Source organism: Baaleninema sp. (assembly GCF_049974805.1).
Lineage (GTDB): Bacteria > Cyanobacteriota > Cyanobacteriia > Cyanobacteriales > Geitlerinemataceae > Baaleninema.
Genome location: NZ_JBNGCO010000086.1, coordinates 1 through 22,188, shown reverse-complemented (window position 1 = coordinate 22,188; position 22,188 = coordinate 1). Strand labels below are relative to the sequence as shown.

The window sequence follows — 22,188 nt, the reverse complement described above, 5'->3', positions numbered from 1 at the left end:
TTTTTCGCGATCCCCTCCTCAACCCCTCGATCGACCTCTGGAGGCTTTTCGATCGAGCGCCAAATTTTTTCTGGATTCGCGCGATCGCGACAGGAGGTTTCGAGGCTAGCCCCTCAGAGGAGCGATCGCTCCTCTGAGGGCGCTTATATATATAGGGATCGATCGGAAAGACGCCAAAGCGACCCAAACGCCCCAGATCGATCGAGGGTCTGGAGGGTCAGAAGTCATCAAATCTTGGAAAAGCAACCGTTCGAGTGTCTTTCGAGACTGGCAAAAACCCGTAAAATAGTCTGGATTTACAATTTGGTCGTCCCCTATATGGCATTCTCCGGGCTGGAGAGGTTTCGTCTAACGGCATCGTTGCCCTTTCCAATGGAGAGCTGCCAGGACGGAATCGATCGTGGGGAAAGGTGGGTATCGCCCCACCCTGGAACACTTCTCGCTATAACAGGTACGTGACGCAGTTCGCCTTTGGAATCAACGTCACGCCCTCTCGCCCCACTGTTCACTGCTCACTGCTTACTGTTCACTGAAAAAGCTATGCCTCGTCGCGAAGACCTCAAGAAAATTCTGTTGTTAGGGAGCGGTCCGATCGTCATCGGACAAGCCTGCGAGTTTGACTATTCGGGAACGCAAGCCCTCAAGGCGCTACGGGAAGAGGGTTACGAGACCATCTTGGTCAACTCCAACCCGGCAACGATCATGACTGACCCGGAAATGGCCGATCGCACGTACATCGAGCCACTGACGCCGGATATTGTCGAACAGGTCATCGCCAAGGAACGACCGGACGCGATTCTGCCCACGATGGGCGGTCAAACGGCGCTGAACTTGGCGGTGGCGCTGTCGGAAAGTGGGGCGCTGGATAAGTACGGTGTGGAACTCATCGGGGCGAAGCTTCCGGCGATTCAAAAGGCGGAAGACCGCGACTTGTTCCGTCAGGCGATGGACAAAATCGGGTTGAAAAGCTGTCCGTCGGGTATCGCCAGTACGCTGGACGAGGCGAAGGCGGTGGCGGAAGAAATCGGGTCGTATCCGCTGATTATCCGTCCGGCGTTTACGCTGGGGGGTACTGGGGGCGGTATTTCCTACAACCAGGAGGAATTCGAGGAGATGGCTGCTGGAGGACTGGATGCGTCTCCGGTAAGTCAGATTTTGGTGGAGAAATCTCTCATCGGCTGGAAGGAGTACGAACTCGAGGTGATGCGGGATTTGGCGGATAACGTGGTGATTATCTGCTCGATCGAGAATATTGACCCGATGGGCATCCATACGGGGGATTCGATTACGGTAGCCCCGGCACAAACGCTGACGGATAAGGAATATCAGAGGTTGCGGGATGCTTCGATCGACATTATTCGGGAAATCGGTGTGGAAACGGGCGGCTCGAATATTCAGTTTGCGGTGAATCCTGTTGATGGCGATGTTATTGTCATCGAGATGAATCCTCGCGTCTCGCGAAGTTCGGCGTTGGCGAGTAAGGCGACGGGATTCCCGATCGCGAAGTTCGCGGCGAAGCTGGCGGTGGGATACACTCTTGACGAAATTTCTAACGATATTACGAAGAAAACGCCGGCCAGTTTCGAGCCGACGATCGATTACGTGGTAACGAAGATTCCTCGCTTCGCGTTTGAGAAGTTCCCCGGAACGCAGCCCTATTTAACGACGCAGATGAAGTCCGTTGGGGAAGCGATGGCCATCGGACGAACCTTCACTGAGTCGTTCCAGAAGGCGTTTCGATCGCTGGAAACGGGACACGCGGGATGGGGCTGCGATCGATCTGCGAAGATTCCGCCCCTGAGTACGCTTCAGGCGGGGTTACGGAAGCCGAACCCGGAACGGATGTTTACTCTGCACCAGGCGTTGACGGTGGGGATGTCTGTGGAGGAGATTTACGAACTGACAGGTATTGATGTTTGGTTCTTGGATAAGTTCGCGGAAATTTTGGAGACGGAGAAGTGGTTGAAGTTGACGCCGCTGCGGGAGATTTCTGCTGAACAGATGCGGCGGGTAAAGCAGATGGGCTTCAGCGATGTCCAGATTGCTTTTGCCACGAAGTCTACGGAAGATGAGGTGCGGACGTATCGGAAGGAACTGGGTGTAATTCCGGCGTACAAGATGGTGGACACTTGTGCGGCGGAATTTGCTTCGGAAACTCCCTACTATTATTCGACTTACGATGAGGAAAGCGAGGTGTTGCCTTCGGAGCGTCGGAAGGTGATGATTCTCGGCGGCGGTCCGAACCGTATCGGTCAGGGCATCGAGTTCGATTATTGCTGCTGTCACGCTTCGTTTGCGTTGCAGGATAAGGGTTTCGAGACGATTATGGTGAACTCGAACCCGGAGACGGTTTCGACGGACTACGATACGAGCGATCGATTGTATTTCGAGCCGCTAACGAAAGAAGATGTTCTCAATATTATTGAGGCAGAACAGCCAGAAGGGATTATTATCCAATTCGGCGGACAAACACCGTTGAAACTGGCGGTACCACTGGAAAAAGCAAATGCGCCGATTTGGGGAACTTCTCCGGATTCGATCGATGCCTCGGAAGACCGGGAACGCTTCGAGCAGATTTTGCGGGAACTGGAGATTTTACAACCTCCCAATGGTATCGCTCGCAGTTACGAGGAGTCGTTGAAGGTGGCAAAACGCATCGGATATCCGGTGGTGGTGCGTCCGTCTTACGTTTTGGGAGGTCGGGCGATGGAAGTCGTCTACTCCGACGAAGAGTTGGAACGGTACATGACCTTTGCCGTACAGGTGGAACCTGACCATCCGATTCTCATCGATAAATTCCTAGAAAACGCCGTAGAAGTGGACGTGGATGCTGTGGCGGACAAATCCGGAACGGTGGTTGTCGGCGGCATTATGGAACACATCGAACAGGCGGGGATTCACTCGGGAGACTCGGCCTGTTCGATTCCGACGCAAACGCTGTCTGAGGCGGCGTTGGCCACGATTCGGGATTGGACGGTGAAGTTAGCGCAACGGCTGAACGTGGTGGGCTTGATGAACGTGCAGTACGCGGTACAGGGAGACGTAGTGTATATCATCGAAGCGAACCCTCGGGCGTCGCGGACAGTTCCGTTCGTGTCGAAGTCGATTGGCGTACCGCTGGCGAAGGTGGCGTCTCGGGTGATGGCTGGGGAAATGCTGGCCGATTTGGGCGTGACGGCGGAAATCGTGCCGAGTCACGTTTCGGTTAAAGAGGCGGTGTTGCCGTTTAATAAGTTTCCGGGGACGGATACGCTGTTGGGACCGGAGATGCGATCGACGGGCGAGGTGATGGGCATCGACGACGGTTTCGGGAAGGCGTTCGCGAAGGCGGAACTGGCAGCCGGGGAACGGTTGCCGCTGTCGGGAACGGCGTTTGTTTCGGTGATCGATCGCGATAAGCCGTTGGTGGTTCCGGTGGTGAAGGAGTTACAGGCTCTCGGTTTCAAGGTGATGGCCACGGACGGCACGAAGCGGGCGTTGACGATGGCGGGAATTGAGGGAGTGGAATCGATTTTCAAGTTGTCGGAGGGACGCCCCCACGTGCTGGATGCGATTAAGAACAAGCAGATTCAGCTGATTGTGAACACGCCTTCAGGAGAGGACGCCCAGGCGGAAGGACGGTTGATTCGTCGGACGGCGCTGGGGTATAAGATTCCTGTGATTACGACGATCGCGGGGGCGAAGGCTGCGGTGGCGGCGATTCGATCGATGCAGGCAGATACCTATCAAATCAAAGCATTGCAGGATTATTTCGCATAGAGATTTGGGGGCCGGTCTGAGGCACTGCCCCAATTGCCCCGGTGTCACCACAACACCGGGGTTTTTTGTGGCTTTAATTGGATGGCAATTCTGTTTGAATTGCGGACGGAATCACAAGCTGTAAGCTTCGGCTATACAGGGTTTACCCGTTTTGAATTTCACGAATTTTTAGGATTCCTAGAGAGGATCGATCGGTTTTTGGTGTTTTGATAAGACTAAGCCATTTCAATTTTAAGACACCAAAATGAAATGGCTATGAACTTAAAATGTACTGTTCTTAAAAAAGACAAAATTCCAAATATTTTTTAATTTATTCAACGCTTTGTGACGCGATATCACAACTATAGAAAATTCGCGCTACTGTTAAAAATAGTAGTTTCGATTTAATCGAAGCAGGAGGAAATTCAACCATGTCTAAATTCATTGCATCAGGAATTGCGCTCGTTGCGATCGCCGCAACAACAAGCCTAACTGTCCTCCCGGTTCGCAGCCATCCGACGACCGACGAAACGACACTCCAAGAACATATTGACAGCCACCATCACGGACGCGGCCCTCATCGCGGCGGACGGGGTGGCGATTGCCCGAGATGGTAGAACTCTCCTCAAGCCTGCATTTCTACGATTCCCATCATTCCCAAATCTTCATGGTCGAGAATGTGGCAGTGGTAGACGGTTTTTCCGGCAAAGTCGCGGAAATGAACGCGAATTCGGATCGTTTCTCCGGCGGGAACTGCAATTACGTCTTTCCAGGCTGAAAGCGTTTCGGAAACGCCGTTTCTACTGACGACTTGAAAGGGGTTGGTGTGGAGATGAAAGGGGTGGTCGAACGTTCCGGTGGTGGTGATTTCCCAGTCCTCTATATCGTCTAACTGGAGGGAGGTATCGATGCGATCGCCGTCGAAGGCTTTGCCATTAATTAAAAACACCATTCCCATACCAGGCTGCATTCCGTGGCTGAGGGTAAACCGCCGTACTCGGGTCGGTTCGGGGAGAGGCGTGACGGGAATTAAGCTCGTCGGTAGGGATTGAGTTGGGGTTGACCCCGCGTAGGTAATGGTGGCGAGGGTTTGGGGTTGGTTGAAATCGCGATCGCGTTCGCCATGGTGCATTCCACCGTGACGACCGCCCATCATCCCGCCGCCGCGACCGCCCATCATCCCCATACCCCCTCGGTTGTAGGGCAAATTCAACAGACGGAACGACGCAGCAGGCTTGTCACCCTGAATCAAAATATCGGCTCGTTCTCCTGGGGTTAGCAGCAATTCCTGTAATTCGACGGGTTCGGAGATGGCACCGCCGTCGGTAGCAACGAGGTAAAACGGACGGTCTTCCAAGGCCAAGCGATAAAAACGGGCGTTAGAGGCATTTAACAGTCGCAAGCGCAGCAACCCCCCTTCAGGAAAGGTTAAGGTGGGGTTTAACTGGCCGTTGACGGTGACGTACTGCCCCTCGCGTCCCCGCATTCGTTCCATATGTCCCCAGGCGTTCCCCGTGGGATCGGTGTCGAAATCTTTCAAAAGCGCAAAGGTTTCGGTGGCGTTGCGGATTTCGGGAATTTCATCAAATTCTCCTCGAACGATAAAGAATCCCCCCAGTCCGGCGAACACCTGACGGGCGACAAATCCGTGATAGTGGGGATGGTAGTAAAACGTTCCTGCGGGATGGTCTTGAGGAATGTCGAATTCGTAGAGAAAGGTTTCTCCGGGTGAAACCTTCAAAAAAACATTGTCGGCGTTTCCCGTGGGGGGAACATGCAGGCCGTGGTAGTGCAGGTTGGTCGGTTCGTCGAGGCGGTTGGTGAAGCGAAGGCGAACGCGATCGCCCGGTTTGGCTTCGATGCGAGGTGGGGGAAACTCTCCGTTGTAGGTATAGATGGGGATCGATCGCCCGTCGAGATTTAGGGTTCCCGGTGTCGCCTCGAGTTCCACTTCAACCGCCTCTTCAACCGCCTCGGAAGTGGCTTGTTTGTTGGCGGTCGGTTGTGCTGTCGCCTCAAGAGCGTTCTCGGAGGTTTGACGTTGCCAACAGGCGTTGAGAACCGTCGCCCCCAGGCTACTGGTACTGAGGAGGAGAAATTGGCGGCGGTTGAAGTGAAATCGAGACATAGGAACTGAGTTTTTGGCAGCGGTTAGCGAACGGTGAAGTTGCGAGACCCGGTGTAACCGGACAGTTCGGCGAGTTCGTTGAGGGTTCGGGTTCCGGGGTATAACTGACCGTTAATTTCCCAGGTGGGATAACTTTGAATTCCGGCGGCTTGGCAGACTTCCGGTTGGGGGTTCGTACCGTTGGCGTCGCATTCGATGTAGGGCATTTCATCGGCGGCTTGTTTGCCGAAAAACTGTTTTTGTTCGAGGCAGTGACTGCACCAAAACGCCCCGTACATCTTGGCGCCCGTTTCGTCGAGGTGTTGGGCGAGGGCGATGTTGTCTTCGGCGGAGGTGGTGGTGACGGTGTAGCCGCTTTCGGTTTCGGCTTTGGGGCTGTGAATGGGGGCGTAGATCGCAAGGGAACCCACAAGGGTGATAAAGGCGACGATAATGCCGATGAAGAGGAGTTGTCCGAGGTCGTCCCAATCTCTGCCGATGAGGGTAAGAGCAAACAGAGCGATCGCACAAACTGCCGAACCGATGCAGTACAGACACAAGGACTGGATTTCAGTTGTCATGATATACATCAGGTAGCCGCTGAATACGGCCATTGATGTACTGCCGATGAGGAGAAACAGCCAGGTCCAATTTTCAAGGGTGTTTCGTAGGGTTTTTTTCGTTTCGGGGTTGGCCAGCCACGGGAGGACGGCGAAGGTTCCCATCGCCAGGTACGCCAAGAAGCCGAAAAGCGCCAGGGGCAAGCCGAACACGGTGGCGTAGGGACTTTCAAGAACTTTGTCACAGCCTTCGGTGGGACAGGCGGCGGTTCCACCCGTCAGTTTGGTGAGGGTGAGATAGGCGGTGATGACGGCACCGAAGGCTGCGATCGCTGCGATGATGAAGCGCGATCGACGTTGAATCCAAGGCTGAGAGCGTTTACGCATGGATTGATAGTCGTTGTTTTTTACGATCGATGTTTTTACGATGTACGATTTTAGGGGAGAATTTCGGATTTTGGGGCTTTTAAGGAAACTAGATACCGCCTGTTTTTGTCAAAAAATCAATCTAAATTATTGGATTTTAACGAGTTTAAAATAATCTCATGCCTCCTTGTTTAGATGTTTTTGGTGTTAGCTAAAACTAGCGATCTCGAGCAGAACGAACTTCAATTTCGCCGCGAACCATATTCATTCCACAGTGGAAAGAATAGATTCCGGGTTCTTTTGGGGTAAATTCTACGGGTGTTGTATCGTTGATTTTTAAGTCTATTGAACGCTTAAAATCTGGCAAAATAACCTGTTCGACACAAGAACTCGGGTCTTTTCGATAAAAGTTGAGACGGACGGTTTTTCCGGCTTCGACGACGATGCGATCGGGGTTATAACCACCATCGACGGTAATCTCGATTTCTTGGATTTCGGCATTTTCGGTAGCTTGTTGGGCTTGGGTTTTGCTGCCGAGAAACCACCACAGCTCTAAGCCAATTAAGGCGATGCCGCCTGCGGTGACGCCGAGTTTGACGGGAAGGGGTTGCTCGATGGTGTTGAATTTGCCCTCGTCGGTTTCGGCGGTTTGGGGTGCGGCGAGGGCGGTGGTGGTGGAGAGGATAAGGGTGGTGAGTAGGGTGAGAAGAAAGGTCATGGGATGATGGGGTAATGGGATGATGGGGCGAGCTATAAGTCGGCACGGCGCAGTCGTAAGGCGTTGGTGACGACGGAAACGGAACTGAACGCCATGGCAGCTCCGGCAATGGCGGGGTTGAGCAACCAACCGAGGAAGGGATAGAGAACCCCCGCTGCGATGGGGATGCCGAGGCTGTTGTAGATGTAGGCGAAAAAGAGGTTTTGGCGGATGTTTCGCATCGTTGCCCGACTGAGTTGGATGGCGGTGACGATGCCTTCTAAATCCCCGGAAATGAGGGTGATGTCGCTGGCAGACATGGCGACGTCGGTTCCGGTGCCGATGGCAATGCCGACGTCGGCTTGGGCTAGGGCGGGGGCGTCGTTGATGCCGTCTCCGACCATGGCGACGGTTTTGCCTTCGGATTGCAGTTCGGCGACGCGATCGGATTTTTGGTCGGGGCGCACTTCGGCGAAGATGCGATCGATCCCCACTTGGGCGGCGATCGCTTCGGCGGTTTGGCGGTTGTCTCCGGTGAGCATTGCTACTTCTAACCCCATGCGGTGCAGGGTTTTCACGACATCCGCCGAGGAGGGTTTCAGGGTGTCGGCAATGCCCAACAATCCTTCAAGTTTGCCGTCTACGGCAATCCAAGCGGTGGTTTTGGCTTGGGATTCCCAGGTTTCCTGTTTGTCTTGCAAGGCGGAAACGTCGATGTTTAATTCGGACATCCATCGCGTGGTGCCGATTTGAATCCGTTTTCCGTCTACGATGGCTTCGACGCCCATGCCTTCTTTGGCTTCAAATTCTTCGGCGTCGAGTAAGGGGGTTTGGACTTCTTGGGATTTGGCGTAATCGACGATGGCTTCGGCGAGGGGATGTTCGGAATACCGTTCGACGGAAGCCGCCAGATGCAGCAGTTCGAGTTCGTTGTCGATGCCGGATACGGTGACGTAATCGGTGACGCTGGGTTTGCCTTCGGTGAGGGTTCCGGTTTTGTCGAGGACGATGGCGTTGATTTTATGGGCGATTTCTAGGCTGTCCGCTCCTTTGATTAATACGCCTCGTTCGGCGCCGAGACCGGTTCCAACCATAATTGAGGTGGGGGTGGCTAAGCCCAAGGCACAGGGACAGGCGATAATTAGAACGCTCACCATGGTTACGGTGGACAGGGTGAGGTTTCCGGTGATGTTAAACCAGGCGACGAAGGTCACGATCGCGATGGCGATGACGACGGGAACGAACCATCCGGTGACGCGATCGGCGATTTTTTGAATGGGGGCTTTGCTCCCTTGGGCTTCGCGGACGAGTTGGACGATTTGCGAGAGTACGGTGTCTTTGCCGACGCGGGCCGCCCGAAATTGGAAACTTCCGCTTTTGTTGATGGTGGAACCGATAACTTCGTCGCCTTTTTGTTTTTGGACGGGAATCGGTTCGCCTGTCACCATGGATTCGTCGATGGTGGAGGAACCTTCGAGGATTTCGCCGTCTACGGGGATTTTTTCGCCGGGACGCACGAGGATTCGATGGCCTACTTGTACGTCTTCGATGGGAACGTCGCTTTCTTCGCCGTCTCGGATGACGCGGGCGGTTTTGGCTTGTAACCCCATTAATTTACGGATGGCTTCGGAGGTTTTCCCCCGCGCCCGGTTTTCTAGCAATCTGCCTAGCAAGATTAGGGTGATGAGTACGGCGGCGGGTTCGTAGTAGACATCGGGGGAAATGCCCTGTTGTCGGAAAAATTCGGGGAAAAAGGTCGTCCACAGGGAATAGAGATAGGCGGCTCCGGTTCCCAAGGCGACGAGGGTATTCATGTCGGCGGCGTGACGTTTGAAGGCTTTCCAGGCGCCGATGAAAAAGCTTCTGCCACACCAAATCATGACGGGCAGACTCAACATCAGTTGTAAGAGAGGATGGTGCAGCCACGCGGGAATCCAGGGAATGTTGAGTCCCGTCATCATGGGTAGGGAGCCGACGACGAGGATAATGCTGACGATACTGCCGAATATGACTTTGTTTTGCAGATCGCGCTGTTCGGCTTCTCGGGCGTCCCGTTCGGCGTCGCCTTTGTCGCTGTCGTCGATGGGTTTGGCGCTATATCCGGCGTCTGAGACGGCTTTTTGAATGGTGTCTATGTCGGTGGTGTCGTCTTGGTAGCGAACGGTGGCTTGGTGGGTGGCAAAGTTGACGTTGCAGTGTTTGACGCCGGGAACGTTGGCGATCGATTTTTCGATGGCGTTGGCGCAGGCGGCGCAACTCATGCCTTGTAAACTCAGGTTGACGGTTTGAACCATAGTTTATCCTGTAATTTTTCCTAAATTTTTATTGACTTATAATATTTTTTGTGATATAAGGCATGTTCGCAGTAGGTTAAGAAATTGTGCGGCTGATACTGGGTTGGCATGGTTGATACAGGGTACTCATCAATAATGTCAAACCCAAAACCTCTATAGAGACCAGTGTGTCAGTCAGTTTAGATTCGAGTATCTGGCTGGAGAGAGGTTTTAGGGCGATCGCGGGAGTCGATGGCGGCGATCGGTCGCGGACATTCGCGATCGCGCATCGTGTTAAATAGATATATTTCGATCGATTGTGTGCGATCGATCTCGATCGCGCTTAGTATGGCGTAAAAAAATGAAACGATCGTGAATTGGCAAATTCGCGATTCCATCCAACCCAGGTTTCTGGACAGATTTTTCGTGAAAGCATTGAAGATCCAGAGCGCATCGGAGTCCAACGAGCGGGAATTTACAGTTATCCGGCTTGAAGACCCCTGAGGTTGAAAAGTGAATATGGCTTGTTTAATTCGTCAGTGTTTCATGTGGAACTTCCCAATATCGACAAAGTGAACCGAATCGGCCAGTTTTTCAAAAACCGACAGTTCTCCTTACGTCAGCAAGTCGGTCGCCTTCTGAAACGACCGGGTTGCACTGCTTCGAGGATCAACCGTCGCCAACGCTATTTCCCCGTTCGCTTGAGTTTTGTCCTCGGCTTCGGCTGTTCGGCGATCGCGGCGATGTTGGTGTGGATGTCAGAACGAGAACGTGCGGCCTATATCTTCCAAAAGCAGGTTCACGAGTTAACAGCGGCGTTAGAAGACGAACTCGACCACTATATGGAAATTCCCCAAACCCTGGGTATTTTCTACGAAACGATCGATCTCGTCACGGTCGAGAAATTCTCTGAGGTGTCGACCTCGTTTTTGCAGCGGTATCCGGCTATCGATAGCTTGGCCTGGATCGATCGCGTAGAAAGTAAAGAAAGAGATCTATACGAACGCGCGATCGCGCAACCGGGACTCTCGAACAACGATCGACTTCCTCGAAACCCTTCCCTGGCCGAGGATATCGCCCCCTTATCCTTTTGGAAACTCAACGATCGCGGCCGTCCGATCTCGGTTCCTGTGCGTTCGGAGTATTTTCCGATCGCGCATATCGAACCGTTTGCTCAATATCGCTTTCAGCTGGGATACGATGAACTGTCCGATCGCGCGTTCGAGGTTTCCCCCTGGGAACAGCAAACGGTAATGGCGATCGATTTCGAGATCGACGATCTCAGCAGTTTTCGAGTCCTCCGAGGCATTTACGACGATCGATCTCAGTTGTTAGGACTGCTCTCGGTGCAGTATTCCATCGATCGCTTAGTCCGACAAACTCTCAAAACCGTCAACGTTAGCGGCCTCAATTTCAAACTTTTCGATTTGACGGCCAAAAACAGCCAGCGGCAGCTTTTGGTGGCTTACGATGCCGAAACCCGAGAGGTGACGGTTTCTTCGGAAAATTCACAAATTTTCGAGGCCACTTGTTCGGTTTATCCTGACTGCACCCGCGTGCTGGAGGTGGCAGGCGACACTTCTTATCAAGGATACGTTCGACAATGGTTGTTGGTGGTTCGTCCCCAACTTGGATATCGACAGCGCAATATCAAAGTTGAAGCCACGTTTGGGGTGGGATTGCTGTTTACGAGTTTGGTGACGGCGTATTTGTGGATGTCGGTTCGGCGAACCATACAACTGGAGGAGGCGAAACAGGCGTTGGAGCGATCGCAGGCGAAAATTTACGAACAAGCCCAGTGGGAAAGGCTGATCGATCGCGTCGCCTCCCAGATTCGGAACTCGTTGGATATCGATACCATCCTCAACACGGTGGTTCGAGAACTGCGAAAATTGTTGCAGGTCGATCGCTGTAGTTTTTGTTGGTATCGCGAGGATAAGGGTTCTCCCCGTTGGGAAGTGGCGGCGGAATCTCGCCATGCGATCGTTGAGAGCGATCTTGGAAAAGCTTATTCGGTTTGTGAGGTGGGGCTAACGCCAGAAAGCGCCCGTCGGTTGAAACTTTGTCGGACGGACGACCTTCGGACGACCTCTGATGAGGTGTATCGAAGCTTTTTGCGATCGATGGGGGTGACGTCTTGTTTGACGCTTCCGATTCAAACGCAGCAGGGGGCGTTGGGATTGGTGGTCTTGGTCGATCGTGAGTCTCGTAACTGGTTGGATTTGGAAATTGAGTCGATCGAAACGGTCGGGACTCAGTTAGCGATCGCGTTGAATCAAGCGGAACTCTACCAGCAAACTCGGGCGAAAGCGACGGAACTGGCGCGACTGGTGGAGAAGTTGCAAAGTACTCAGTCTCAATTGGTGCAAACGGAGAAAATGTCCAGTTTGGGCCAGTTGGTGGCGGGGATCGCCCACGAAATCAACAATCCGGTCAATTTCATTTCGGGGAATCTCTCCCATGTGGCAGGATATGCGGAGAGTTTGTTTGAGTTGTTGAAGCATTACCAAGCAGTTTATCCTGAACCGCCTGAGTCGATACGGGAACATGCTGAAGACATCGAGTTGGCGTTTTTGATGGAGGATTTTCCGAAAATTCTCGCGTCGATGCGGGTGGGTACCTCGCGAATTCAGGAAATCGTTCGATCGATGCGAACTTTTTCCCGAGTGGACGAATCGGATATGAAGGCCGTCGATCTTCACGCGGGAATTGAGAGTACGTTGACGATCCTTCAGAGTCGCTTGAAAGCAACGGCGGAACGACCTGCGATCGCCATCGAGAAAGAGTACGGTAATTTACCCGATCTCGTGACTTGTTACGCTGGATTGCTGAATCAGGTGTTTATGAACGTTCTTAGCAATGGTATCGATGCCCTCGAAACTGAGTACAATGGCGAAGAACCGACGATTTGGATTTCTACGGAATTGCAGGGGGTCGATCGGGTGGTCGTCCGCATTCGCGATAACGGCCCGGGAATTCCGCCAGAAACGCGAGAACGACTGTTCGACCCGTTTTTTACGACCAAGCCTATCGGACGCGGAACGGGTTTAGGACTTTCGATTAGTTATGAAATTGTGGTGGAAAAACACAGCGGCGAACTTCGCTGTGATTCTGAGATGGGTCGAGGAACGACGTTTTTTATTGCAATTCCCTTACGATAGGTTCTGGTTTTATTTTAAAATTTGATTTTGCATCGATAAAAATAAATCTAAAAACAAACAAAAACAAAAATATTGAAGGGTGTAAAAATGATTTTGCCGTTGCGAGCGATCGCCTGCCAAATTCTTTTTATTTTTCTTACAATTGCCATTGAATCGACGGTAATTCACCGACAACTCAAAATTACCAAACGGACGAGTACTTATTATGCGGTTTCAATTAATTTAATTTGCGTGGTAATTGGCTGGGTTATCTTTTTTTATATATTTCAAAATTTAAATCCTGCAAATCTATTTAAAGTTCAAACAATTTCATTTATTTTTACAGGTCGCTTAATTGTGGATTTCGGGCGCGATGGCATCGAACCTATCTTAGTTTTAAGTTTAGTCTCTGTTTTTTTTGTGAGTTTATTTGTAAAATGTCAAAGCTTGTATATCTTGCAACGGTTTAAGTTGTTACCCGTCGAAAACTTAAGTTTGTACGAAGATGTCGAACATACTCGTTCGGAACGATTAATCCGATATCGTGTCAAGGCAGACCAAAATCACGCAATTACCATCGGTCATGCTATCAGTCACGCCATTATTTTGTTAATACTTGTATTTATGGTTTTTCTGTTTTAAACAACAAACAATAAAGTACGAACGTATGGAAAACTGGAAATGGTTGCGATCGCAGCTACAACCACCGAAATTCGCCTCTTGGCAAACCCTAATTTTAGCCAGTTGGATAGTTTGGTTAATTTCCCTGGCCATCGTTCTCGCCGAACCCAGTTTTCAGTTTGCTGATTCTCCCGTCACCCGATTGGGATGGGTGTTGTTTCTTATCGGCTTAGCCTGGTGGCAAAGTAGCCATCCTTGGAAAATTTTAGGCATTTCTTTAAGTCCGGGAATCGTCGCCGCTGTAGCCTGTACGGTGTTTTTTCGCGACGAATCGGGACGAGTTCCCCGGTTTGCGTTTGTGGTGTTTCCCCTCATTACCAGTGCGATCGCCATTTTGCCAGCGTTCGCGGGAAAAAAGCGAGAGGTGAAAATTCCCCCCATTGAAAAACGGCCGGCGTTGTTACTGCGAGGATTAATTGCAGCCGTTCTCAGTTGTTGGATTTACTTCGCCTTTCTGCTACAAGATTGGATAGCCGACTATCCCGGTCTCTGGGCGGCGGATTTAACCGACAGTAACTTTACTGTTCGCGTCGCGACCCCCACGCAGTTGAGAGGTTACGCCATTTCCCATGTCGTGGAACGGTTTCTCGAAAACAATTTCAAAAATCGATCCTGGTCGGAAATTGAAAAAATGCTCCTCAACCTCCGACGAGATCCCGATTTAGTGCGGCGAACCCTAGAATCGGAAGTTCGACAAATTCAAGGAAATCGCCCTTGGAATATCGCTGTCAGGGTGGGAGGAAACGGAGAGAACGAGTATCGGTTGGTGGTCGAGTTGTACTGGGAGCGAGCCTGGTTGGACGAAAACGGACGTACACTAACTTTAGTGTGTCAGATTGAGAAGCGTCAGGATGCTCCCGAAGGGTCGATCGAATGCAATACTGACACAGAGGCGATCTTCGCGCCAGATTTGACTGTTTTTGAGGAAAGTCCACAGAAACCATGATTCCAGAGACTCCAGAAACTCCAGACATTCAACCCCGTTCCTCTTCTGTCGTGAATTTCAATCGCATCGCCACCATCGCCACCAACGTTTTTCGGGAAGTGGTGCGCGATCGCATTCTCTATGTTGTTGGATTCTACGTTTTGGTTCTCCTGCTGGGGTTGCGCCTGCTTCCGGATTTGTCAGCGGGGGCGTATCCCAAAGTCGTCCTCGATTTGGGACTGGGAACGATGGAACTGTTGGGAGTATTTATCACGGCGTTTGTGGGAACGGCCTTGATTAATAAGGAAATCGACAAACGCACGATGTTAGTGTTGGTTTCTAAGCCGATTTCTCGCGGTGAGTTGATTGTCGCCAAGTTTTTTGGGCTTTGGGGGGTCTTGTTGGTGGCGATCGCGTCGATGGCTGTTCTTACGTTAATTTTGTCCGCGTTTACCCCCATTGATATTCCGTTGGGGAGTTTTGCGATCGCCGTGGCTTTTCTGGGGTTAAAACTGGCGGTTTTAATTGCTGTTGCCATTTTGTTCGGCGTTTTTACGAGTTCTTTGCTGGCGTCGTTTTTAACGCTGGCGACTTATTTGGTGGGAAGTTTTAGTCGGGATTTATTACAATTGGCTGCAACTACGAATAATGAATCTTTTAAACCCATTTCGACGTTTTTATATATCGTTCTGCCCGATTTGTTGCGCTTGGATGTGAAGAACGAAGCGATTTATGGAATGACGGCAATTCCCGATGCTGGGACGCTCTGGCTAAACGTTCTCTACGGCGTAACTTATATTGTGGTGTTATTGGCACTGGCGATCGCCATTTTTCGACAGCGACAGTTTTAAGGTTTCAAACAAGTAGGGTGGGCATTGCCCACCCGATCGATAATCGCTATAATATTAGGTTTAATCTTGCGATTTTCAAGATTGTTTACAACGCGATCGCCTCTCTGACAAACGCTTCAAACCGCGAGTACGGATATTTCGACTATAACGTTCGGGATAGGAGGCGATCGCCTCATTTATACTAAACTTAAAAACTATCTCTTCCCGATCGGGAGATTGGAGAACCGATGTTTTATTTTCATTGGTCGTATCTCGTTTTGATTCCCGGTATTCTTTTAATGGTTTGGGCGCAAGCCCAAATCCGAAACACCTATCAACGCTACGCTGAAATTCCCTCGAGTTTGGGAATGACCGGAGAAGAGGTCGCCCGCGCAATTCTCGCCAAAAAAGGTATTTACGATGTGCGAGTCGAACCCGTTGGCGGCGAACTCACCGACCACTACGACCCCAGTGCGAAATCAGTACGCCTGTCTTCGGGGATTTTCGGGTCGTCGTCCCTGGCGGCGGCTGCGGTTGCAGCCCACGAATGCGGCCACGTCATTCAGGACAAACAGGGCTATCAATTCATGAATGTTCGGGCTGCGTTGGTTCCGGTTGCCAATATTGGGGCAAATTTCGGGCCGTTACTGGTCGTTGCGGGAATTTTTTTCAATTTTGCTGGTTTAATTAACGTGGGGATTGCTTTGTTCGCAGCAGTCATTGCGTTTCACGTGATTACGCTTCCCGTGGAATTCGACGCCTCGAGTCGCGCGTTGAAAATCGTAGACGAACTGGGTATCCTTCAAGGAGACGAAAACCGAGGCGCTCGGGCGGTCTTGCAAGCCGCCGCTTGGACTTATGTGGCGACGGCACTCTATGCAGTTTTGCAATTGGTGCAATTGTTGCTGATGCGTCGCGATTAAATCGACAAGAATCGATGTAGTGCTGTATATCTCGATTTCGAGGGTCTGGGGTAGGTTTGTGGACTTACCCCAAACTTTTTTGAAATGCCTTTTCGTTTTGGTATTCTCGATCGTCTTGGGGTAATTTACCTTTAAATGGCTTTTGTTGACGGGAAAATCTGAAACTGAGAAATTCCCGTTGCTTCTGCCTAAAGATTACCCTAAAATTACAAGTAGATTACAACGCCACTCCAGATTATCCAGCTTTGATTCGAGAAGAAACCCTAAACCTCCTAGAATGGCCTCGGTTGTGCCAGAATCTATCCACCTTTGCGGCGACGAAGTTGGGCGCGATCGCGGCGCGATCGATCCGCATTCCCGAGGCGCGATCGAACAGTTTGCAATTGTTAGCGCAAACTGAGGAAGCCTATACGTTGGAAACGACGGTGGAGGGAGGACTGTCGTTTGGTGGAATTCGCGATATTGGAAGTTCCCTCGATCGCGCGGAAATCGGCGGAATTCTCGAGGGAAACGCCCTGTTAGATATCGCCACAACCCTGTCGGGGGCGCGACAGCTTCGCCGTTCGATCGAAAAAGCCGGACAAAACACCGTTGACAACGCGGATTTGGAGTTTCCCGTTTTAGAGAGTTTGGTGTCCGAGTTGCGGACTTATCCGGAACTCGAACAGGAAATCCATCGCTGTATCGACGATCGCGGGAAAGTGGCCGATCGCGCCAGTGCGGAGTTAGAGTCGATTCGCCGCCAACTCAAACAAACCCGCGATCGCATCTATCAAACCCTCAACCGCATTATGCAACGTCAGGGGGGCGCGTTGCAGGAACAGTTGATTACCACGAGAAGCGATCGCTTCGTGCTTCCGGTGAAAGCCCCGCAAAAAGACAAAATCCCCGGAATCGTTCACGACGCCTCCACTACGGGGGCGACGCTGTATATCGAACCGAAGGCGATCGTCAACGACAACAACCAACTGCGAACTCTGCAACGGCGAGAACAGGCGGCGGAAGAGGCGGTGTTGCGGGCGTTGACGGAACGAGTCGCCGAGGTGAAACCGGATTTGGAACGGTTGTTGGCGATCGTGACGACGTTGGATTTAGCCGCTGCGCGGGCGCGATATGGCTTGTGGTTGGAAGCCAACCCACCGCGATTCGTAGAGACGGGGGAAAATACGACGCTGCGACAGTTGCGCCATCCGTTATTAGTATGGCAGCAGAAACACGAAGACGGTCGCGACGTGGTTCCCATCGACGTTACCATGTCGCCTCAGATTCGCGTGGTGACGATTACCGGTCCCAATACGGGGGGAAAAACGGTGACGTTGAAAACCCTCGGTTTGGCTATGTTGATGGCGAAGGTGGGGATGTTCGTTCCGGCGCGGGAACCGGTGGAGTTACCCTGGTTTTCGCAGGTGTTGGCGGATATCGGCGACGAACAGTCGATCGAACAGAATTTATCTACGTTTTCCGGTCACGTGCGCCGCATCACCCGTATTTTGGAGGCGGTGACGGAGGACGAAAACGCCTTAGTGTTGTTAGATGAAGTGGGGGCGGGTACGGACCCCAGTGAGGGGAGTGCGCTGGCGATGTCGCTGTTACAGTATTTGTGCGATCGCGCTGGGTTGACGGTGGCGACGACGCACTTCGGCGAGTTGAAGGCGTTGAAGTACCAAGACGATCGCTTTGAGAACGCTTCGGTGGAGTTTGACGATGGGAGTTTGTCGCCGACGTATCGGTTGTTGTGGGGAATTCCGGGGCGATCGAACGCTCTTTCGATCGCGAAACGGTTGGGGTTAGCCTCGGCGGTGGTGGACGCGGCGCAGGAGTACGTGACTTCGGGAATCAGCATCGATGTCAACGAAACCATCGCCCAGTTGGAAGCGCAACGGCGGCGTCAGGAGACGAAAGCCGACGAAGCCAGTCAAATTGTGGCGCAAGCGGAACGGTTGAATCAGGAGATTGCGGAGAAAGCCGAACTGTTGCGCCAGCGAGAGGAACGGCTGAAACTGGAACAGGAACGGGCGATTCGGGAGGCGATCGAGGGGGCGAAATCGGAAATCGCCAAGGTGATTCGGCGGTTACAGCAGGGAACCCCCACAGCGCAAGACGCGCAGAAGGCGACAGCGGCGATCGACGCCATTGCGGAACGGAATTTACCTTCTCGTCGAGAACCCCCGAAACCGAAACCGGGATTTCGTCCGAAAGAGGGCGATCGCGTCCGCATTCCCCGTTTGGGACAAACCGCAGAAGTCCTCAGCGAACCGGATAAAGACGGGGAGTTGGTGGTGCGGTTTGGTTTGATGAAGATGACGGTTCCTTTAGCGGATGTGGAATCGCTGTCTGGAGAGAAACCAGATTTACCGCAACCGAAAGCGAAACCGGCGCCGACGGCGACGAAGAAAACTGCGCCTGTGGTGAGAACCTCTAAGAATACGTTGGATTTGCGAGGAAATCGCATTCACGAAGCGGAACAGACGTTAGAGAATGCGATCGCTGAAGCGGTTCCGGTGGGGGGTGCGCTGTGGATTATTCACGGAAAGGGAACGGGGAAATTGCGCGAGGGGGTGCATGAGTTTTTGAAGCGATCGCCCCATATTGACCGATTTGAGTTAGCGCAGCAAAAGGATGGCGGCGCGGGGGTGACTGTGGCCTATTTGAAGTGAGTTCGATCGGTTTTAGCGTTAAAGAATCGTCAAATAGGTATCGACGGACGTTTCCGGTAAAAGCTTGAGCCGTTGATTTTGTAAATCTAATTCAATCCCCAAGGCTTCTCGGGGAATTACTCCTAAAAGGGGGGTTCGTCCACTGGGAAGTTCTAAGCATTCAAACGTCCCTTCTCGCCCGAGGAGAATAATACTTGCATCGCGAAAAATACGGGCTTTACTGAGTCCGTTTGCCGTGGTGACATGGACGTTGTTTAATTGTCGGGCGGCTTGCAGACTACGACTCGCTTTTTTCAGCAATTTTTGCTGTTCGGGAGTCATAGGGTAATTCCTTCGCGTCGGACGTTACGAAAAAAGCTATTATTATATTCTTTTAATTCGCGACTACTTGCTAAATTACAACTAATTAATACATTGTGTTTTAGACAGTGATATGCTATAATATTACTTATTTTTTGATTTTCTTCTGAATATTTAAAATCTTTTTTTAAAACAATTAAAATATCGATATCTGAGTCAGGTTCAGCGTCCCCTCTGGCTTGCGAACCATAGAGAATGATTTTGTCTAGTTGCTGTCCGCAGAGTTGTTTGAGCGCTTGAGAGGTTTGGTTTAAGATGGTGTCGAGCGTTTCTGGGAGCATGGTTGAGGGAGGCGCGATCGGGTGAATTTAGTTTGATTATAAAACGGCGTTGCAATGATAGATTTCGCTGAAAGCAGTTAGATTGCTCTGACAAACCCAGTTGATTGGGAAATTTAACGGTAGGATATCAATTTCAGTGGGTCGATCGCCTGTATTAGAATCGTCGCGCGTTTGTCTTTATACGGGAATGCTTGGTGGGTTGCGTTAGGATCGATCGCTAGTCGAGGCCGCGATAGAGTCTCTCAATGGGAAATTCGAGATTGAGGCTAGTGAGCGTGACGCGATCGCCGGTTTGGTAAACGGTAGTTTCCCAGGTGTTGTTGGGGGTGCGGCGACGGCATTCGACGCACTGAGTATCTTGGGAGATGAGGAGGTATTCTTCGAGGCTATCGAGTTTTTGGTAATCGCTAAATTTTAAGTCGCGATCGAAGGCTTCAGTACTGGTTGAAAGGACTTCAGCGATAAGTTTGGGGTAGCGTTTGATGAAGCGGTCTTGACGGTCTCGTTCATCGCAGGTTACGAAAGCATCGGGGTAGTAATAAAAGTCCTCTTTGTAGTTGACTTTGACATCACTACCGTAAAAGCGACAGGAGGAATCGCCCAAACCATCGTCAATTTCTCGGAGTAGGTTGAAGGCAATTCGCGCATGAGCGTCGCTACCGCCAGTCATGGCGTAGACGAGTCCCTGGCGGTATTCGTGGCGGATGGGGTTTTGGCGATCGAGTGCGAGGTACTCGGTCGGGCTAACGTGGTGGGGGATGGCGACCATTGGTTAGAGTCTGTTACCTGTTGCTATCCCTAGTTTACGGCGAGTACCTGGGCGATCGCGACTCAAGTCATTGCCATATATCGGCGATCGCGAGTCGGGAGTTGTGGGTGAGTGGGGTTTGGGCGATCGCTTGCGTTAGAATCGTAACCTGTTCGTCTTGGCACGGAGTAGTATGATTGCAACGAGTTCGTCGATCGATCTTCAAGCATTTCTTCAGAGACCTGAAATTGACGATTCGCCAGCTTGGGAGTTACTCGACGGACACCCCAACCAGAAACCCATGCCAACGGCTTATCATAGTATTCTTCAGAAGCGTTTAGTGGCGATCGTCGATGCTTGTGAGTCTCCCTACGAAGCGTTTCCTGAGTTACGTTGTCTGTTCGATTCGTATGCGATCGTTCCCGATGTTACAGTAGTGCGGCGCGACGCGATGCCAACGGGAAACTTACCGTTTTCCGGTGCGCCTGCTTGGATAATTGAAATTTTGTCTCCGAATCAGAGTACGACGCGGTTGATTGCGAAGATTCAAACTTGTTTGCAGGCTGGAGGTCAACTGGGGTGGTTAGTTGACCCGGAAGAAGAGGTGGTGATGGTGATGCGATCGGGCGATCGGTTTGGCTTGTTTCAAAGTGGAGAAAATTTGCCTGTTTTGGAGGGTTTGGCGCTGGAACTTACGCCAGAGCAAATATTTGCTTGGTTGCGTTAGGTTTGGTTCAGTAATTTGGGGGATTTGGGGGAAGAAACAAAGGTCGATCGCTCTTGCAGCTTGGGCTTCAGCGATCGCCGTTTTAAACTAGATGAGAATGCTTTGAGTCGCGATTGTGAGTCGGGAGTTTTTGGTGAGTGGGGTTTGGGCGATCGCCGCGTTTGTTGGGGCGAATCGTCCAGTAGGGGGTGATGTTGAGGCAGAGCCAGGTGCGATCGAGATTCATTTCCAATGGCTGCGTGCAGGCGGCTTGTCAGAAGTCTAGCTGTCGGCAGCGGTTGCGGGTTGCGGCAGGAGTGTCAGACCCAGTTTGCTTTCGACTAGATCGTTGATGGTGTTATGGGTTGCGGTTAGTCGCTGCTGGCTGTTGGGCGACCAGTCTTTGGTGGGAAGCCAAGTGAGGGTTTGTTTGGCGATTTGTTCGACGTGTTGGCAGATAAGGTAGGGGGCGACTTCGTCGATCGCACGCTGGACGACCTGCTCAGTCTGCTGGAGGAGGGTGTCGAGGGTTTGTTCGGTGGGGGTGGTTGGTTCGGTTTGGTTGGTGGTTGGCTTGAATTTGCTGAGGAGGTCGAGGTGTTTTTGGGTGTAGCTGTAAGCGAGCTGGATGCGGTGGAAGTGGTTTTGGGGGTGGTTGGGGCTGGCGGTGGTTAGGTTGAGGGGAGCAATTTCGTCTAAAGGAACGCGCAGGCTATACCAGCGAAGTGTTTGGGGGTTGACAACTTTTTGAAGTTCGCTTGGAGGGAGATCGGCAATGGTGTGGAGTTGTTTGCTGAGTTGGTGGAAGGCGTAGAGTTTGAGAGGTTGAACGACAATGTATTGGAATTGGCTGAGATTGTAGCCCAGACATTGCATGGCGGGGTTGAGCAGGGTATTGTATGCGCCATAGTTGGGAGGGCGCAAGACGATGATTCTGTCGCAGTCTTGTTGAAGGATTTGATGATATTCCTGGATATCTTCAAGGAGTTGGGTATATTCGCCGTCGCGGTGTTGGAGGGGGCGATCGCACTCGTCTCCAAAGTCGGCGGTTTTGATGTACCAGTCTTTGGGTTCGTCTTTGAGGGTGGTTTGTTGGATGTTGGGGGGGAGGTTGGCAGCGAATTGCCGGGATAGGGAGGCTTGGTAGATGTTGGGGTTGGTTTTGAGGCTATTGAGGAAGGTTTCGGGGTCGGGGG

Annotated in this window: 18 protein-coding genes; 9 read left to right on the top strand and 9 right to left on the bottom strand. The window is 51.7% G+C overall.

Going from position 1 to position 22,188, the window contains the following annotated elements:
* Positions 1–540: 540 nt before the first annotated feature.
* Both carB and ACP5D4_RS15660 read left to right on the top strand, forming a co-directional pair.
* Entirely contained in the window at positions 541–3,759 is a 3,219-nt protein-coding gene (carB, locus tag ACP5D4_RS15665; RefSeq protein WP_428012562.1) for a carbamoyl-phosphate synthase large subunit, read from the top strand.
* A gap of 410 nt (positions 3,760–4,169) precedes the next feature.
* On the top strand, positions 4,170–4,355 hold the full coding sequence (locus ACP5D4_RS15660) for a hypothetical protein (protein WP_428012561.1): 186 nt from the start codon (positions 4,170–4,172) through the stop codon (positions 4,353–4,355).
* A gap of 8 nt (positions 4,356–4,363) precedes the next feature.
* Here the strand turns inward: ACP5D4_RS15660 and ACP5D4_RS15655 are convergent, their stop codons facing one another.
* The 4 genes from ACP5D4_RS15655 to ACP5D4_RS15640 all read right to left on the bottom strand — a co-directional run bounded on the left by ACP5D4_RS15655 (position 4,364) and on the right by ACP5D4_RS15640 (position 9,762).
* Positions 4,364–5,866, bottom strand: a complete 1,503-nt coding sequence (locus ACP5D4_RS15655; protein WP_428012560.1) for a multicopper oxidase family protein — start codon at positions 5,864–5,866, stop codon at positions 4,364–4,366.
* Positions 5,867–5,889: 23 nt separating this feature from the next.
* Positions 5,890–6,792 (bottom strand): vitamin K epoxide reductase family protein, encoded by a 903-nt coding sequence (locus ACP5D4_RS15650; RefSeq protein WP_428012559.1) that lies wholly within the window; start codon positions 6,790–6,792, stop codon positions 5,890–5,892.
* Between the two features lie 196 nt (positions 6,793–6,988).
* Positions 6,989–7,489 (bottom strand): cupredoxin domain-containing protein, encoded by a 501-nt coding sequence (locus ACP5D4_RS15645; RefSeq protein ID WP_428012558.1) that lies wholly within the window; start codon positions 7,487–7,489, stop codon positions 6,989–6,991.
* A 32-nt stretch (positions 7,490–7,521) separates the two neighbouring features.
* Positions 7,522–9,762, bottom strand: coding sequence for a heavy metal translocating P-type ATPase (locus tag ACP5D4_RS15640; protein WP_428012557.1), 2,241 nt, complete (start codon positions 9,760–9,762; stop codon positions 7,522–7,524).
* A gap of 527 nt (positions 9,763–10,289) precedes the next feature.
* Here ACP5D4_RS15640 and ACP5D4_RS15635 point away from each other — a divergent pair.
* The 6 genes from ACP5D4_RS15635 to ACP5D4_RS15610 all read left to right on the top strand — a co-directional run bounded on the left by ACP5D4_RS15635 (position 10,290) and on the right by ACP5D4_RS15610 (position 18,897).
* Positions 10,290–12,902 (top strand): ATP-binding protein, encoded by a 2,613-nt coding sequence (locus tag ACP5D4_RS15635; RefSeq protein WP_428012556.1) that lies wholly within the window; start codon positions 10,290–10,292, stop codon positions 12,900–12,902.
* Between the two features lie 87 nt (positions 12,903–12,989).
* Positions 12,990–13,523: a filament integrity protein FraC gene (gene fraC, locus ACP5D4_RS15630; RefSeq protein WP_428012555.1), complete on the top strand. Its 534-nt coding sequence runs from the start codon at positions 12,990–12,992 to the stop codon at positions 13,521–13,523.
* A gap of 25 nt (positions 13,524–13,548) precedes the next feature.
* The gene (locus ACP5D4_RS15625) at positions 13,549–14,508 is read left to right on the top strand and encodes a DUF5357 family protein (protein ID WP_428012554.1); all 960 of its coding nucleotides are present in this window, start codon (positions 13,549–13,551) and stop codon (positions 14,506–14,508) included.
* A complete protein-coding gene (locus ACP5D4_RS15620; protein WP_428012553.1) occupies positions 14,505–15,338 on the top strand; it encodes an ABC transporter permease in 834 nt (277 codons plus the stop codon). The genes ACP5D4_RS15625 and ACP5D4_RS15620 overlap by 4 nt, the downstream gene beginning before the upstream one ends.
* Positions 15,339–15,565: 227 nt before the next feature.
* Positions 15,566–16,240 (top strand): zinc metallopeptidase, encoded by a 675-nt coding sequence (locus ACP5D4_RS15615; RefSeq protein ID WP_428012552.1) that lies wholly within the window; start codon positions 15,566–15,568, stop codon positions 16,238–16,240.
* 245 nt (positions 16,241–16,485) lie between these two features.
* Entirely contained in the window at positions 16,486–18,897 is a 2,412-nt protein-coding gene (locus tag ACP5D4_RS15610) for an endonuclease MutS2 (protein ID WP_428012551.1), read from the top strand.
* Positions 18,898–18,915: 18 nt separating this feature from the next.
* On the opposite strand, the gene ACP5D4_RS15605 is transcribed toward ACP5D4_RS15610, so the two are convergent.
* The 3 genes from ACP5D4_RS15605 to ACP5D4_RS15595 form a co-directional block, all read right to left on the bottom strand.
* Positions 18,916–19,218 carry a hypothetical protein gene (locus tag ACP5D4_RS15605; protein ID WP_428012550.1) on the bottom strand — a complete coding sequence of 101 codons (303 nt, stop codon included), beginning with the start codon at positions 19,216–19,218 and terminating at the stop codon, positions 18,916–18,918.
* Positions 19,215–19,538: a nucleotidyltransferase domain-containing protein gene (locus tag ACP5D4_RS15600; RefSeq protein WP_428012549.1), complete on the bottom strand. Its 324-nt coding sequence runs from the start codon at positions 19,536–19,538 to the stop codon at positions 19,215–19,217. Before ACP5D4_RS15600 ends, ACP5D4_RS15605 begins: the two co-directional genes overlap by 4 nt.
* Positions 19,539–19,755: 217 nt before the next feature.
* Complete coding sequence (locus ACP5D4_RS15595) at positions 19,756–20,307, bottom strand: Uma2 family endonuclease (protein WP_428012548.1); 552 nt, start codon at positions 20,305–20,307, stop codon at positions 19,756–19,758.
* Positions 20,308–20,479: 172 nt separating this feature from the next.
* On the opposite strand from ACP5D4_RS15595, the gene ACP5D4_RS15590 reads away from it, so the two are divergent.
* The gene (locus tag ACP5D4_RS15590) at positions 20,480–21,013 is read left to right on the top strand and encodes a Uma2 family endonuclease (RefSeq protein WP_428012547.1); all 534 of its coding nucleotides are present in this window, start codon (positions 20,480–20,482) and stop codon (positions 21,011–21,013) included.
* An 82-nt stretch (positions 21,014–21,095) separates the two neighbouring features.
* On the opposite strand, the gene ACP5D4_RS15585 is transcribed toward ACP5D4_RS15590, so the two are convergent.
* Together ACP5D4_RS15585 and ACP5D4_RS15580 are read right to left on the bottom strand one after the other, a co-directional pair.
* The gene (locus tag ACP5D4_RS15585; protein WP_428012546.1) at positions 21,096–21,239 is read right to left on the bottom strand and encodes a hypothetical protein; all 144 of its coding nucleotides are present in this window, start codon (positions 21,237–21,239) and stop codon (positions 21,096–21,098) included.
* Positions 21,240–21,274: 35 nt separating this feature from the next.
* On the bottom strand, positions 21,275–22,188 hold a 914-nt coding region (locus ACP5D4_RS15580), incomplete at its 5' end, for a hypothetical protein (RefSeq protein WP_428012545.1).

Excerpts from the sequence above, each read along its gene's own strand:
- ACP5D4_RS15620 (WP_428012553.1), top strand. The coding sequence starts at position 14,505 with ATGATTCCAGAGACTCCAGAAACTCCAGACATTCAACCCCGTTCCTCT.
- ACP5D4_RS15645 (WP_428012558.1), bottom strand. The coding sequence starts at position 7,489 with ATGACCTTTCTTCTCACCCTACTCACCACCCTTATCCTCTCCACCACC.
- ACP5D4_RS15655 (WP_428012560.1), bottom strand. The coding sequence starts at position 5,866 with ATGTCTCGATTTCACTTCAACCGCCGCCAATTTCTCCTCCTCAGTACC.
- ACP5D4_RS15585 (WP_428012546.1), bottom strand. The coding sequence starts at position 21,239 with ATGAATCTCGATCGCACCTGGCTCTGCCTCAACATCACCCCCTACTGG.
- carB (WP_428012562.1), top strand. The coding sequence starts at position 541 with ATGCCTCGTCGCGAAGACCTCAAGAAAATTCTGTTGTTAGGGAGCGGT.
- ACP5D4_RS15605 (WP_428012550.1), bottom strand. The coding sequence starts at position 19,218 with ATGACTCCCGAACAGCAAAAATTGCTGAAAAAAGCGAGTCGTAGTCTG.
- fraC (WP_428012555.1), top strand. The coding sequence starts at position 12,990 with ATGATTTTGCCGTTGCGAGCGATCGCCTGCCAAATTCTTTTTATTTTT.
- ACP5D4_RS15590 (WP_428012547.1), top strand. The coding sequence starts at position 20,480 with ATGATTGCAACGAGTTCGTCGATCGATCTTCAAGCATTTCTTCAGAGA.
- ACP5D4_RS15625 (WP_428012554.1), top strand. The coding sequence starts at position 13,549 with ATGGAAAACTGGAAATGGTTGCGATCGCAGCTACAACCACCGAAATTC.
- ACP5D4_RS15615 (WP_428012552.1), top strand. The coding sequence starts at position 15,566 with ATGTTTTATTTTCATTGGTCGTATCTCGTTTTGATTCCCGGTATTCTT.
- ACP5D4_RS15660 (WP_428012561.1), top strand. The coding sequence starts at position 4,170 with ATGTCTAAATTCATTGCATCAGGAATTGCGCTCGTTGCGATCGCCGCA.
- ACP5D4_RS15640 (WP_428012557.1), bottom strand. The coding sequence starts at position 9,762 with ATGGTTCAAACCGTCAACCTGAGTTTACAAGGCATGAGTTGCGCCGCC.
- ACP5D4_RS15600 (WP_428012549.1), bottom strand. The coding sequence starts at position 19,538 with ATGCTCCCAGAAACGCTCGACACCATCTTAAACCAAACCTCTCAAGCG.
- ACP5D4_RS15650 (WP_428012559.1), bottom strand. The coding sequence starts at position 6,792 with ATGCGTAAACGCTCTCAGCCTTGGATTCAACGTCGATCGCGCTTCATC.
- ACP5D4_RS15595 (WP_428012548.1), bottom strand. The coding sequence starts at position 20,307 with ATGGTCGCCATCCCCCACCACGTTAGCCCGACCGAGTACCTCGCACTC.